The 13,643-nt window shown below is 69.7% G+C and carries 13 protein-coding genes; 8 read left to right on the forward strand and 5 right to left on the reverse strand.

Features of this window, described 5'->3' with window-relative positions; genetic code table 11:
* The first annotated feature begins 114 nt into the window (after positions 1-114).
* Positions 115-1,104 (forward strand): carbohydrate kinase family protein, encoded by a 990-nt coding sequence (locus tag ACLJQZ_RS11680; protein WP_410620041.1) that lies wholly within the window; start codon positions 115-117, stop codon positions 1,102-1,104.
* A gap of 293 nt (positions 1,105-1,397) precedes the next feature.
* Here the strand turns inward: ACLJQZ_RS11680 and asnB are convergent, their stop codons facing one another.
* Positions 1,398-3,332 (reverse strand): asparagine synthase (glutamine-hydrolyzing), encoded by a 1,935-nt coding sequence (asnB, locus tag ACLJQZ_RS11685; protein WP_410620042.1) that lies wholly within the window; start codon positions 3,330-3,332, stop codon positions 1,398-1,400.
* Between the two features lie 184 nt (positions 3,333-3,516).
* Between asnB and ACLJQZ_RS11690 the strand changes: the two genes are divergently transcribed.
* Positions 3,517-4,461, forward strand: coding sequence for a cytochrome c oxidase subunit II (locus tag ACLJQZ_RS11690; protein ID WP_410620044.1), 945 nt, complete (start codon positions 3,517-3,519; stop codon positions 4,459-4,461).
* 94 nt (positions 4,462-4,555) lie between these two features.
* On the forward strand, positions 4,556-4,975 hold the full coding sequence (locus tag ACLJQZ_RS11695; RefSeq protein WP_326947325.1) for a cytochrome c oxidase subunit 4: 420 nt from the start codon (positions 4,556-4,558) through the stop codon (positions 4,973-4,975).
* On the opposite strand, the gene ACLJQZ_RS11700 is transcribed toward ACLJQZ_RS11695, so the two are convergent.
* Complete coding sequence (locus tag ACLJQZ_RS11700; RefSeq protein ID WP_410620046.1) at positions 4,923-5,885, reverse strand: DMT family transporter; 963 nt, start codon at positions 5,883-5,885, stop codon at positions 4,923-4,925. The genes ACLJQZ_RS11695 and ACLJQZ_RS11700 overlap by 53 nt on opposite strands.
* 83 nt (positions 5,886-5,968) lie before the next feature.
* On the opposite strand from ACLJQZ_RS11700, the gene ACLJQZ_RS11705 reads away from it, so the two are divergent.
* Positions 5,969-6,922, forward strand: coding sequence for a GlxA family transcriptional regulator (locus tag ACLJQZ_RS11705; RefSeq protein ID WP_410620419.1), 954 nt, complete (start codon positions 5,969-5,971; stop codon positions 6,920-6,922).
* Positions 6,923-7,227: 305 nt separating this feature from the next.
* Here the strand turns inward: ACLJQZ_RS11705 and trpD are convergent, their stop codons facing one another.
* The 3 genes from trpD to ACLJQZ_RS11720 form a co-directional block, all read right to left on the reverse strand.
* Positions 7,228-8,262 (reverse strand): anthranilate phosphoribosyltransferase, encoded by a 1,035-nt coding sequence (gene trpD / locus ACLJQZ_RS11710; RefSeq protein ID WP_410620047.1) that lies wholly within the window; start codon positions 8,260-8,262, stop codon positions 7,228-7,230.
* Between the two features lie 5 nt (positions 8,263-8,267).
* Complete coding sequence (locus ACLJQZ_RS11715; RefSeq protein WP_410620048.1) at positions 8,268-8,678, reverse strand: hypothetical protein; 411 nt, start codon at positions 8,676-8,678, stop codon at positions 8,268-8,270.
* A gap of 64 nt (positions 8,679-8,742) precedes the next feature.
* Complete coding sequence (locus ACLJQZ_RS11720; protein WP_410620049.1) at positions 8,743-9,156, reverse strand: hypothetical protein; 414 nt, start codon at positions 9,154-9,156, stop codon at positions 8,743-8,745.
* A gap of 105 nt (positions 9,157-9,261) precedes the next feature.
* Between ACLJQZ_RS11720 and ACLJQZ_RS11725 the strand changes: the two genes are divergently transcribed.
* The 4 genes from ACLJQZ_RS11725 (at position 9,262) to ACLJQZ_RS11740 (ending at position 13,621) form a co-directional block, all read left to right on the forward strand.
* The gene (locus ACLJQZ_RS11725) at positions 9,262-9,885 is read left to right on the forward strand and encodes a heme-copper oxidase subunit III (protein ID WP_247062718.1); all 624 of its coding nucleotides are present in this window, start codon (positions 9,262-9,264) and stop codon (positions 9,883-9,885) included.
* A 66-nt stretch (positions 9,886-9,951) separates the two neighbouring features.
* Complete coding sequence (locus ACLJQZ_RS11730; protein WP_326947330.1) at positions 9,952-10,770, forward strand: c-type cytochrome; 819 nt, start codon at positions 9,952-9,954, stop codon at positions 10,768-10,770.
* Entirely contained in the window at positions 10,767-11,921 is a 1,155-nt protein-coding gene (locus ACLJQZ_RS11735; RefSeq protein WP_247062723.1) for a ubiquinol-cytochrome c reductase iron-sulfur subunit, read from the forward strand. Before ACLJQZ_RS11730 ends, ACLJQZ_RS11735 begins: the two co-directional genes overlap by 4 nt.
* Positions 11,918-13,621 (forward strand): cytochrome b, encoded by a 1,704-nt coding sequence (locus ACLJQZ_RS11740; RefSeq protein WP_410620050.1) that lies wholly within the window; start codon positions 11,918-11,920, stop codon positions 13,619-13,621. The genes ACLJQZ_RS11735 and ACLJQZ_RS11740 overlap by 4 nt, the downstream gene beginning before the upstream one ends.
* The last annotated feature ends 22 nt before the right edge of the window (positions 13,622-13,643 follow it).

The following is a 13,643-nucleotide window of genomic DNA, read 5'->3' on the forward strand; positions in this document are numbered from 1 at the left end:
AGAAGGAGTACCAGCCGGTAGTCTCGGGTGGTGTGCGCGAACAACCCGGATGGGGCACGACCCGGGGGTAGGTTCGCGCCGTTTGCCGTGAGGTCGACCACAAAGGAGCAGCCGGTGGCAGACAGGGCCAGGATCGCAGTGTCCGGGAGTATCGCAACCGACCACCTCATGCACTTCCCCGGAAGGTTCGCCGAACAGCTGGTGGCCGAGCAGCTGCACCGGGTTTCGCTGAGCTTCCTCGCCGACGACCTCGTGGTCCGGCGCGGCGGGATCGGCGCGAACATCGCGTTCGGCCTCGGCGTGCTGGGCGTCAAGCCGGTGCTGGTGGGCGCGGTCGGCGCCGACTTCGCCGACTACCGCTCGTGGCTGGAGCGCCACGGCGTCGACACCTCGGGTGTGCACGTGTCGGAGACCGCGCACACAGCGCGGTTCGTCTGCACGACGGACGAGGACCTCTGCCAGATCGCGACGTTCTACGCGGGCGCGATGGCGGAGTCCCGCAACATCGAGCTCGCGCCGATCGCCGACCGCGCCGGCACGCTGAGCCTGGTGCTGATCAGCCCGGACGACCCGGAGGGCATGGTCCGCCACGCCGAGGAGTGCCGCCAGCGCGGGTACACCTTCGCCGTCGACCCGTCCCAGCAGCTGGCCCGGATGTCCGGGGAGCAGGCGCGGGCGTTCGTCGCCGGCGCGAAGTACCTGTTCAGCAACGACTACGAGTGGGAGCTGCTGCTCCAGAAGACCGGCTGGACCGAGGCCGACGTCCTCGACCAGGTCGGCGTGCGCATCACGACGCTGGGGGAGAAGGGCGTCGAGATCGTCGGCAAGGACGGCGTCGCGCTGCAGATCGGCGCGGTGCCCGAGCGCGCCAAGGCCGACCCGACCGGTGTCGGCGACGGCTTCCGCGCGGGCTTCCTGGCGGGCCTGGACGGCGGCCTGAACGTGGAGCGGTCCGCGCAGCTCGGCTCGCTCATCGCGGTGCTGGTGCTCGAGACGGTGGGCACCCAGGAGTGGACGTTCGACCGCGCCGACGCGCTCGCCCGGATCGGCGAGGCCTTCGGCCCGGACGCGGCCGAGGAGATCTCGGTGGTCCTGCCCGTCTGACGCACTGTCGTGCGAAGGCCCTCTCGCCGGTCGGTGAGGGGGCCTTTTCATGGCCCTGACCTGGTGGTTTGCGTCTGGGCTTGAGTCCCTCGACGACGCCCCGTCCGGTGCGGAGAATGGCGGACGAGGCGGCCGAGAGGGGATCGGGCGGCTCCATCAGGGGGAACCCCGGCAGCGGCCCGGCGGCACCAACCAGTGGTGGCGCTGACACAGCGAAAAGGGCCTCCCCGCCGCGGCGAGGAGGCCCTTTTCGGTGTCCCGCGCGCGGGACATTCACTGTCTACAATGGACGGTCAGAGCTTGACCGGGTAGACCGGTTCGGGGATCTCCGGCTTGATGCGGTGCTCCACGAAGATGCCGTGCCACAACATGAACACGATCAGCGCCCACAGCTGGCGGCTGCGGTCCAGCTGGCCCGCCTTGTGCTCCTCAAGCAGGGCCAGGATGGCCTTCTTGTCCAGCAGCTCTTCGGTCCGCGAATCGTTGATGATGCCCTTGGCCCAGTCGTACATCTCGTTGCGCAGCCACAGCCGGATCGGCACCGGGAAACCGAGCTTGCGGCGGTTCAGCACGTGCGCCGGGATGATCTTCGCCAGCGCCTGGCGCAGCGCGTACTTCGTCGTGTTGTGCGCCAGCTTCTGGTCCAGCGGGATCGACGCGGCGACCTTGAACACCTCGGCGTCCAGGAACGGCACCCGCAGCTCGAGCGAGTTCGCCATGGTCACCTTGTCCGCCTTGACCAGGATGTCGCCGCGCAGCCAGGTGTAGAGGTCGACGTGCTGCATCCGGGCCACCGGGTCCCAGCCGCGCGAGACGTCGTACCAGGGCGCCGTGACGTCCTTGAAGCCCACGCCTTCCTGGTACGTCTTCAGCACGTGGCGCAGCTGGTCGTCGCGGAAGTTGCGGGCGTTGCCGTAGTAGCGGTCCTCCAGCGGCAGCGCGCCGCGGCGCAGCAGGTCCTTGCCGCGGGTGCCCTCGGGGATCTTCGTGGAGACCTTGCCGATCAGCTTCCGCATGCCGCCCGGCATCTTCTCGAACGGCGCCAGCGAGATCGGCTCGTTGTAGATCGTGTAGCCGCCGAACAGCTCGTCCGCGCCCTCGCCGGACAGCACCGCCTTGACGTGCTTGCGGGCCTCGCGCGCGATGAACCACAGCGGCACCAGCGCCGGGTCGGCCACCGGGTCGTCGAGGTACCAGACGATGAGCGGCAGCACCTCCATCATCTCGTCCGCGGTGACCGTGCGGACGACGTGCTTCACGCCGATCGCGGCGGCCGACTCGGCGGCGACGTCGACCTCGGAGTAGCCCTCGCGCTCGAACCCGGTGGTGAACGCGATCAGGTTCGGGTTGTGCTCCTTGGCCAGCGTGGCGGTGGCCGTGGAGTCGATGCCGCCGGAGAGGAACGCGCCGACGGTGACGTCCGGGTCGGAGATCATGTGCTTGCCGACCGAGTCGCGCATCACATCGGCGATGCGCTCGTACAGTGCCTCGGCCTCGGCCGGCCCGTTGACCGGCTTCGCCGCGAACTGCGGGTGGAAGTAGCGGGTGAACTTCACCTCACCGCCGGGGACCACCTCGAACGACGTCCCGGACTCGACGCGGCGGATGCCCTGGTGCAGCGACTCGGGCTCGGGCACGTACTGCAGAACCAGGTAGTGCTGCAGTGCCTTGCGGTCCAGCTCCTGCGCGACGCCGAGGGTGTCCGACAGCTCCAGCAGGCTCTTCTTCTCGCTGGAGAACGCCACGCCGCCGGGGCCGGCCGAGTAGAACAGCGGCTTGATCCCGAACGGGTCGCGCGCGCCGAAGACCCGCTTCTCCTGCGAGTCCCAGATCATGAAGGCGAACATCCCGCGCAGCTTCTCGACCCACGCGGCGCCCAGGTAGTGGTAGCCGGCGACGATCGCCTCGCCGTCGCCCTCGGTCTCGAACTTCGCCCCGTGCTTCCCGGCCAGCTCGGCCCGCAGCTCCAGGTAGTTGTAGATCTCGCCGTTGAAGTTCATCGTGTACCGGCCCGGCGCCTCCGGCGGCCCCCAGACCAGGGGCTGGTGCGCGTGCTCGACGTCGATGAACGCCAGCCGGTTGAAGCCGTAGACGACCTCGGCGTCGGCCCAGGTGTCCTGCTCGTCGGGCCCGCGGTGGCGCTGGCAGCGCATGGCCGCGCCGACGGCGTCACGCGCGTTCGCAGCGCCGGTTTCGGTCGCGCAGATCAGTCCAAGCAGGCCGCACACGGGTACTCACACACCTTCAGGGTCTTCGTGGGGCTGGGGAGCGCCCAGTATGCCGGGCGCGCCGTGGCGAGTACCACGCGCGTCGAGGGAGGCCCCTTGGTCAGCGGACTGCGCCAACTCGGCTAGGCTCCGCCCTGTCACAAAGATCGGTCGTAGGAGGCTCTGGGTGAAAGGGCGAGGCGCAGTGGGAAAACCCGAGCGCACCCTGGGTAAGCGGACCGTGCGCGTAGCCGCGCTGGCCGTGCTGGTCGCGTTGACCGCGACGGGCTGCTCCGGCGACGAGATCCTGCGGTTCGGCTGGCCGGTGGGTGTCACCGAGCAGGCGAACGAGATGCGGAACCTCTGGACCTGGACCGTGATCGCGGCGCTCGTCGTCGGCGTCATCGTCTGGGCCCTGATCTTCTGGACCGCGACGTTCCACCGCAAGAAGAAGACGGTCGACGGCGAGCCGGAGGAGCTGCCCCGGCAGTTCCAGTACAACATCCCGCTCGAGCTGTTCACGGTCGTCGTCCCGACGATCATGGTCTGCGTCCTGTTCTTCTTCACCGCGACGACGGAGTCGAAGGTCCTGGACAAGATCCCGAACCCGGACGTCAAGGTCCAGGTCGTGGCGTTCCAGTGGAACTGGGAGTTCAGGTACGAGGACCCCAGCGCCGCGAAGCCCGACGGCAGCGGCCAGGTCAGCACGGTCGGCTCGTCCGGCGAGATCCCGCTGCTGGTGCTGCCGGTCGGCAAGACGATCCAGTACGACCTGATCTCGACCGACGTCATCCACTCTTTCTGGGTGCCTGAGTTCCACTTCAAGCGGGACGTCATGCCGAACCCGGACAAGAACAACCAGGACAGCTCCTTCCAGAACAAGATCGACCGCGAGGGCTCCTTCGTCGGCCGGTGCGCGGAGCTGTGCGGCACGTACCACTCGGTGATGAACTTCGAGGTCCGCGCGCTGTCGGCGGACAAGTACGACCAGTACATCTCGCTGCGCAAGCAGGTGAACCCGGCCACGAACCAGACGTTCACCGCGTCCGAGGCGCTGACGAAGATGAACTGCGGCGAGCTGTGCACCCCGCACGCGGTCACCACCCAGCCGTTCAACACCGACCGCACGGCGCGGACCGCGTCGAACTGACTCTGAGCGACTGTGCCAACCGGAGCTCCGCCCCGGGCCGGGGGCTCCGCCATCCGGACCCCCTGAAGAGCGATAACAGGAGTAGGACAGACCCATGAAGGTCGAAGCGCGAATCTTCTTCATCGTGGCGAGCTTCGCCGTGTTCATGGCGGCCGTGTACTGGGTGTGGACCGCGCTGGCCGCCACCCACGGACCCGAGCCGGTCGGCATCGTTTCGCTGTTCCTCACCGGTGGTCTCGCGTTCCTCGCGGGCAGCTACATGCAGTTCGTCGCCCGTCGCATCGAACCGCGCCCCGAAGACCGCGAAGACGCCGAGATCAGCGACGGCGCCGGCGAGCTGGGCTTCTTCAGCCCGGGCAGCTACTGGCCGGTCAGCATGGCGGCCACCGCCGCCCTGGCCGCCCTCGCACTGGCGTTCTTCCACATCTGGCTCCTGGTCATCGCGCTGGTCGCGCTGCTCATCACGATCGGCGGCCTGGTGTTCGAGTACCACACGGGTCCGTCGCACGACTGACCTCAAGCTCCGCTGACCGGCCGTCACGCTGCTCGACAGTGTGGCGGCCGGTTTTCGTGCGTTGCGGGGCCAGCGCGGCGGCCAGCACCGCGAGCATGCCGACGGCCTCGGGCCAGGTCGGGCGGTGGCCGTAGAAGGCGATGTCGACCAGCACGGCGACCACCGGGTAGACGTAGGACAGCAGCGCCACCGTCGTCGTGGGCAGCTTGCCGATGCTGGCGTAGATCAGCACGTACATCAGGGCCGTGTGCACCGTGCCGAGCAGCACCAGCCAGAGCAGCCCCGACGTCGTCGCCGGCAGCGGCGTGATCAGCAGCACGGGCGCCAGCAGCAGCGCGCCGACCGTGGTCTGCACGGCCGCGAGCAGGTGCGGGCGGACGTGCTTCAGCTGCTTCGCGACGAAGGACGCGCCGGCGTAGAGCACGGCCGCGCCGAGGGCGAGGCCGATTCCCGCGAGCTGCACCGGCTTGCCGTCCTCGCCGTGGGCCGACAGTGAGATGAGCGCCACGCCGCCGAACGCGATCCCGGCCCGGATCAGGTGACTCTTCGCGAACTTCTCGCCCAGGAACGCCGCCGCCAGACCGACCAGGATCAGCGGCTGGGTGTGGTAGACGACCGTGCTGACCGAGATCGACGACAGCGCGTACGAGGCGAACAGCAGCACCCAGTTCCCGACCAGGAACAGCCCGCCCAGCACGGCCAGCCCGAGGTCGCGGCGCGACGGCCGCCAGGCCTGCAGCCAGCCGCGCGCGAGGCACCAGAGCACGAGCAGCGTCCCGCCGACGAAGCAGCGGGCGAACGCGACGGCCGGGGCCGCGGCGCCGCTTTCCAGGACGACCGCGCCGATCGTCCCGGACATCGCCATCGCCGCGGTCCACTGGAGCAGCGGGCGGCTTTCCGAATTCATCATGCGGACCAGGTTCGTCCCGCGCGCGCCGGCCGACCAGTGTCAGAGATGACAACGACCGCAAAACTTGTGACATGCTCTCCGGCATGGACGTCAACCGGGTCGCGGTGGTGCTCGCCGACCACGTTTCACCGTTCGAGCTGGGCGTCGCGTGCGAGGTGTTCGGCACCGACCGCAGCGCCGACGGCATCGAGGGCTGGGACTTCGCCGTCTGCTCCCCGGGTGGCGCGCCGATCGCCAGCTGGTCGGGTTTCGGGCTGTCCGGGCTGGCGGACCTGGACTTCGCGGCGTCGGCGGACCTGCTGATCGTGCCGACGTGCGCGCCGCGGACGGCACCGCCGCCGTCGCCGGTGCTGGACGTCCTGCGCGACGCGGCCGCGCGCGGCGCGTGGGTAGCGGGGTTCTGCGCGGGCGTGTTCACCCTGGGGTACGCGGGCCTGCTCGACGGCCGCCGTTGCACGGTCCACTGGGTGTACGAGGCGGAGTTCCGGCAGCGGTTCCCGACGGCGCTCGTGGATCCCCAGGCGCTGTACGCCGACGACGAGGGCGTCCTGACCAGCGCGGGCACGGTCGCGGCGGTCGACCTGTGCCTGCACCTGGTCCGCCGCCTGCGCGGCGTCACGGCGGCGACGACGCTGGCCCGCCGGATGGTGGCGGCGCCCTTCCGCGCGGGCGGCCAGGCCCAGTTCGTCCAGGCCCCGGTCCCGGCCCTGCCGGACGACTCCGTGGTGGCCGAAGCACTGGAATGGGTGGAGCGGCGGCTGGACCAGCCGTTCACGGTGGCGGAGCTGGCCCGCCGGAGCGGCCTGGGGGAGCGCACGTTCCTGCGGCGGTTTTCGGCGGCGACGGGCACGACCCCGCACCGCTGGCTGACGGAACGCCGGCTGGACCGCGCCCAAGCGCTGCTGGAAGAGGGCCGCTTGTCGGTGGAGGACATCGCGGTGGCGTGCGGCTACGCCTCGGCGGCGGCGTTGCGCCACCAGTTCACCCGGCTGCGGGGGACGAGCCCGACGTCGTACCGCACGGCCTTCCGCGGCTGAGGCGCCCGGCCGGCCTCCGGCGGGTGGCGGTCGATGGAGGATCCGGGCCGTCCAGCGTCCCAAATCCGCCATCGACAAAGCCGGGACGTCGGAGCACCGGGAGGCCGGGTCCGGAACGCGTGCGGGACCGAGTGGCCGCGGCTGTCAAATCCGCGGTCGCCGGAGGGGCCGAGTTGTCCACATCGGGTCCGGTTGTCCACAGATTCCGCGACCGGCGGTTTTGCGTGCCCGCCACCGATAGACTGGACAAGGGCACGCCCCCCTGAGGAGGGTGGGGGCGCGCCCGGCGAGTGTTCAGCGGCCGGCTACCGGAACGCGATCCAGCGGTCCAGCAGGGCCGCTGCCGCGCCGGAATCGATCGCCTCGGCCGCTCGCGCCAACCCCGCTCGCAGGTCGTCCTCCAGGGACGCCGAGAAGCCCGTGAACGCCGCCAGGGCCGCCGCCGCGTTGATCAGGACGGCGTCGCGGACCGGGCCCGGCTTGCCGCCCACCAGCTCGCGGACGACCTCCGCGTTCGCCGCCGCGTCGCCGCCGCGCAGGTCCTCCGCCGTCGCGCGGGGGATTCCCAGCTCCAGCGGGTCGAGGCCGCGCTCGGTGACCTCGCCACCGGAGACCACCCAGATCGTCGACGTCGTCGTGGTGGTGATCTCGTCGAGGCCGTCGTCGCCGCGGACCACCAGGGCCCGCGTGCCGCGCCGGGCGAACACCTCGGCCAGCACCCGGGTCTTGTCCGCGTACGCGCAGCCGATCAGCGCGCTGCCCGGCTGGGCCGGGTTGGTCAGCGGGCCGAGCAGGTTGAACGTCGTCGGCACACCGAGCTCGCTGCGGACCGGGCCGGCGTGGCGCAGTGCGGGGTGGAACGCCGACGCCAGGAAGAACCCGACACCGACCTCCGTGAGGCTGCGCTGCACCTCCTCCGGTGGCAGGCTGATCCGCACGCCGAGGGTCTCCAGCACGTCGGCCGCCCCGGACTTCGACGACGCGCTGCGGTTGCCGTGCTTGGCCACCGGCGCGCCCGCCGCCGCCGTGACGATCGTAGCCATCGTCGAGATGTTCACGGAGTTCGAGCCGTCACCGCCGGTGCCGACGATGTCGACGGCCGGGCGGTCCAGCTCGACCCGGCGCGCGTGCGCCAGCATCGTCGCGGCCATGCCGGCGATCTCCGCGGGCGTCTCGCCCTTGGCGCGCAACGCCACCGCGAACCCGGCGATCCGGGCCGGGCTCGCCGCGCCGCTCATGATCTGGTCCATCGCCCACGCCGTGTCGTCCTCGGACAGGTCGACCCGCGCGATGAGCTGCTTGAGCAGGGGTGGCCAGGTGCGGGGGACCGGGGTGGTCACCGGGCTCAGCCGTTCACGACGGGGACCCGTCGCGCGCGCAGCACGTCGGCGACGGTCTCCGCGGCGGTCAGCGGGTCCAGCGGGTGCACCAGCACGGCGTCCGCCTGCGACCAGGTGGCCAGCCACCGGTCGTCCCGTCGCCGCACCGCCACCACGATGGGCGGGCAGTCGGTGATCTCCGCCTTCAGCTGGCGGCACAGCCCGATGCCGCCGGTCGGCTGCGCCTCGCCGTCGAGGATCGCCAGGTCGACGTGGCCCGCGTCCACCTCGGACAGCACGTCCGCGATGCCGGCCGCCTCGACGTACTCCACGCGGCCCACGTCGGCGGCGGGCCGCCGGCCGACCGCGTTCACGATCGCCTCGCGCACCTCCGCCTTGTGGCTGAACACCAGGACCCGCATCGCCCGCTCGGCCATATTGAGCACGCCTCCGTCTTCGTCAAAGCTCCACTCGCACCGATCGTATCGGCCGAGACCGACATCACGCGGGCGCCTCCGGCTGGAGCGCGTCCCAGCCCAGCGCGTCGCCGCCCAGCCGCTGCGCCAGGCCCGCCATCCGGGACCGTTCCTGGGCGCAGTGGAGCGCGTCGAGCACCTGGACGCGGACCGCGTGCACTCGCGCGCGATCCCCTTCGGGTGACTCTTCTCGCAGGTCGTAGCCGTCCTGGGCGAGGATCGACGCCGCTTCGGCGAGGCGAGCGGGCGGAAGCAGCAGGTGGTGCCGCAGAACGGCGGGTGCCGTGCTGACCCAGGCGGGTGAACCGGCGAGCACGGCGGAGTCCGCGACGACCGGGTCGAAGGCCTCGGCGACGATCTTCAAACCCGGCGTATCAGGCGTCAGAACAGCGGTTTCGCCCTTCTTGACCAGGTCACGAAGCCGATCGAGTAAACCCATGAGTAGCTCTCACCTTTCCGCGGTGCCGGTTTCCGGGGGTGTGATCGGCTCCGCACGCGACTTGCCGTGGACCCACCCGGCGGGACGGCGGTGCGGGAGGACATAATGCGATCCGTGACAACGGCAGCTCCCACCATCAGTCAGCGGGTTCACTCGCTGAACCGGCCGAACATGGTCAGTGTCGGCACCATCGTGTGGTTGTCCAGCGAACTGATGTTCTTCGCCGGGCTCTTCGCGATGTTCTTCACCGTCAAGGCGCAGAACTCCACCGGCGCGTGGCCACCACCGCTGCACGGCGAGGAGTTCCACCTCAACGTGACGTACGCGATCCCGTTCACGGTGATCCTCGTGCTGTCCTCGCTGACCTGCCAGTTCGGTGTGTTCGCCGCCGAGCGCGGTGACGTCTACGGGCTGCGCCGCTGGTACATCATCACGTTGATCATGGGCGCGATCTTCGTCGGCGGCCAGGCCAACGAGTACCACAACCTGGTCGAAGAGGGGATGACGATCCCGTCCGGCCCGTTCGGCACGGTGTTCTACCTCGCCACCGGGTTCCACGGCCTGCACGTCATCGGCGGGCTGATCGCCTTCGTGTACCTGCTCATCCGCACGAAGCTGAGCAAGTTCACCCCCGCCCAGGCCACGTCGGCGATCGTCGTGTCCTACTACTGGCACTTCGTCGACATCGTGTGGGTCGGCCTGTTCGGTGTGATCTACCTCCTGCCGTGAGGTCCGCACCTTCAGCCGCCACCACCTTCTCCATCGGCCTGAACTGACAGCAAGGGTTGCCGCAAGATGACCACCAGCACCAAGTCCTCGGAGCGCGGTTACCGCGCGCGGTCGAAGCTGCGGAGGCGGTTCGCCGGCCTGCTCGCGCTCGGTATCGCGCTGGTGAGCGCCGGCGCCCTGTACGCCGTGTTCGCCCCCGAGCCGCAGACCGCGCAGGCCCAGGGCACGCCGGCGCAGCTGCGCCTCGGCGAGCAGGTCTACAACAACACCTGCATCGCGTGCCACGGCGCGAACCTCGAAGGCGTGCAGGACCGCGGCCCGAGCCTCATCGGCATCGGTGACGCCGCGGTGTACTTCCAGACCTCTTCGGGCCGGATGCCGGCCGCGCGGCAGGAAGCGCAGATCGAGCGCAAGCCGCCGAAGCTGAGCGAGGCCGAGATCGACGCGGTCGGCGCCTTCATCCAGGCGCACGGCGGCGGCGCCCAGCGCCCGGCCGAGAAGGGCGAGGCGCTGCGCGGCAGCGACCCGGCCCGCGGTGGCGAGCTGTTCCGCCTCAACTGCGCCTCGTGCCACAACTTCACCGGCCGCGGCGGCGCGCTGTCGGCGGGCAAGTACGCGCCGAACCTGGACCCGGCGAGCGAAGAGCAGATCTACACCGCCATGCTCACCGGCCCCCAGAACATGCCGAAGTTCTCCGACCGGCAGCTTTCGCCCGAGGAGAAGAAGGACATCGTCGCCTACGTGAAGTCGGTGTCCGACGGCAACAATGACCCGGGCGGTAACGGCCTCGGCGGGGTCGGCCCCGCTTCCGAGGGTGTCATCGCCTTCATCGTCGGGATCGCCGCGCTGATCGGCGTGACGTTGTGGATTGGATCGAAGGCATGAGTGCCGAGGGGCCTAAGCCGCCGACGGAGGCGGAGCTGGCGGAGATGGACCGCGACCAGCTGCTGAAGCTGGGCGGTCAGCTCGACGGCGTCGAGATCGCCGAGTACCCGACCCCGTGGCCCGTGGAGGGCACCCGCGCGGAGAAGCGCGCCGAGCGCCTGGTGGCGTTCTGGTTCGCGCTGTCCGCGGTGGCCGGGCTGGGGTTCGTCGTCTCCCTGATCTGGTGGCCGTGGCAGTACGAGGCGCCGGACAACGAGAGCGGCCACTTCTGGTACAGCCTCTACACCCCGATGCTGGGGCTCACGCTCGGCCTGGCCATCCTCGGCCTGGGCATCGGCGTGATCCTCTACACGAAGAAGTTCGTGCCCGCCGAGGTCTCGGTGCAGGAGCGCCACGACGGTGACGGCAAGGGCTCGACCGAGGTCGACCGCGCCACGATCCTCGCGCACCTGGCCGACGCCGGGAGCCGCAGCACCATCGCCCGCCGGTCGCTGATCAAGCGCTCGGCGATCGCCGGGGCCGGCACGCTGGGCCTCGCGGCCGCCGCGCTGCCGCTCGCGTCCTTCATCAAGAACCCGTGGAAGGACACCGAGGGCCGCGACTCCCTCTGGCACACCGGCTGGCAGCCGAACTTCCCCGGCGAGAAGGTCTACCTGCGCCGCAACACCGGTAAGCCGCTGGAAGAGGGCCAGGAGGCCAGCCTGGTCAAGGCCGAGGACCTCGACGCCGGCGCGATGGAGACGGTGTTCCCGTACCGCGACTCCGAGAAGGACAAGCCGGAGCTGCTGGCCGCCGCGCTGACCCGGGTCGACAACCCGGTCATGCTGATCCGCCTGCGCCCGACCGACGCCGCCAAGGTGGTCAAGCGGTCCGGCCAGGAGGACTTCAACTTCGGCGACCTCTACGCGTACACGAAGATCTGCAGCCACGTCGGCTGCCCGACCTCCCTGTACGAGCAGCGGACCAACCGCATCCTGTGCCCGTGCCACCAGTCGCAGTTCGACGCCCTCCACTACGCCAAGCCGATTTTCGGCCCGGCGACCCGTCCGCTGGCCCAACTACCGATCACGGTGGACGAAGAGGGATACTTGATCGCGCGAGGCGACTTCATCGAGGCCATCGGTCCGGCCTTTTGGGAGCGTAAGTCATGAGTTCACTCACCACGCCGACCAAGGGGTCGAGCGCGATCGAGCGGGCGGTAGGCGACGCCGCGGACAACGCCGATCAGCGCTACCGCCTGGCCAAGGGCCTGCGGCACCAGATGAACAAGGTGTTCCCGACCCACTGGTCGTTCCTGCTGGGCGAGATCGCGCTCTACAGCTTCATCATCCTGCTGCTCACCGGTGTGTACCTGACGTTGTTCTTCGACCCCTCGATGCAGGAGGTCGTCTACCACGGCAGCTTCACGAACATGCAGGGCCTGGAGATGTCGCAGGCGTTCCGCACGACGCTGGACCTCTCGTTCGACGTCCGCGGCGGCCTGTTCATGCGGCAGCTGCACCACTGGGCCGCGCTGATCTTCGTCGCGTCGATGGCCGTGCACATGCTGCGGGTGTTCTTCACCGGCGCGTTCCGCAAGCCACGTGAAGCCAACTGGGTGATCGGCGGGCTGCTGCTGGTCCTGGGCTGCTTCGAAGGCTTCTTCGGCTACTCGCTGCCGGATGACCTGCTCTCCGGTACCGGTATCCGGGCGACACTGTCGGGGATCGTGTTGTCGGTGCCGGTGATCGGCACCTGGATCCACTGGGCGTTGTTCGGCGGGGAGTTCCCCGGCGACCAGATCATCCCGCGGCTGTACACGCTGCACATCCTGCTGCTGCCGGGGATCATGCTGGCGCTGGTCGGGGCCCACCTGGCGCTGGTGTGGTACCAGAAGCACACGCAGTTCCCGGGGGTGCGCCGCAAGGAGACCAACGTCGTCGGTGTCCGGATCATGCCGTACTTCGCCCTCAAGGGCGGCGCGTTCTTCACGCTGGTCATCGGCGTGCTGGCGCTCATGTCCGGCCTGTTCCAGATCAACCCGGTGTGGAACTTCGGCCCGTACAACCCGGCGCAGGTTTCGGCGGGGTCTCAGCCCGACTGGTACATGGCCTGGGCCGACGGCATGCTCCGGATCTGGCCCGCGTGGGAGGTCTACCTCGGGAACTACACGATCCCGGCGGTGTTCTTCCCCGGCGCGGTCGGCATGCCGATCCTGATCGGCCTGTTCATCAGCTACCCGTTCATCGAGCGGAAGCTGTCCAAGGACAACGCGTACCACAACCTGCTCCAGCGGCCCCGGGACGTCCCGGTCCGCACGGCGCTGGGCGCGATGGCGCTGGGCTTCTTCATGGTGATCGAGCTGTCGGGCTTCAACGACATCATCGCCGACCAGTTCGACATCTCACTGAACGCGACGACGTGGGCCGGCCGCATCGGCGTCCTGCTCGTGCCGCCGGTCGCCTACTACCTCACCTACCGGCTCTGCCTGGGCCTGCAGCGGGCCGACCGCGAGGTGCTGGAGCACGGCGTCGAGACGGGCATCATCAAGCGGCTGCCGCATGGTGAGTTCATCGAGATCCACCAGCCGCTCGGTGGCGTCGACAGCCACGGCCACGCGATCCCGCTCGAGTACCAGGGCGCGTCCGTGCCGAAGAAGATGAACAAGCTGGGTTCGGCGGGGCACGCCGTGCCGGGCACTTTCTGGTCGCCCGACCCGGCCGAGGAGACCACCGCGCTGCAGCGGGCTCACGGCAACGGGCACTCGAACGGCAACGGTCATGCGAACGGCAATGGCCATGCGAACGGCAACGGCCACACGCGTGCGGAGATCGAGAGCGCCGAGACGGCGTCGGAGCGCTCCGAGCACTAGACGGTACTGACGCTGAAGGCCA

Source organism: Amycolatopsis sp. cmx-8-4 (genome assembly GCF_046548675.1).
Taxonomy (GTDB): Bacteria; Actinomycetota; Actinomycetes; order Mycobacteriales; family Pseudonocardiaceae; genus Amycolatopsis.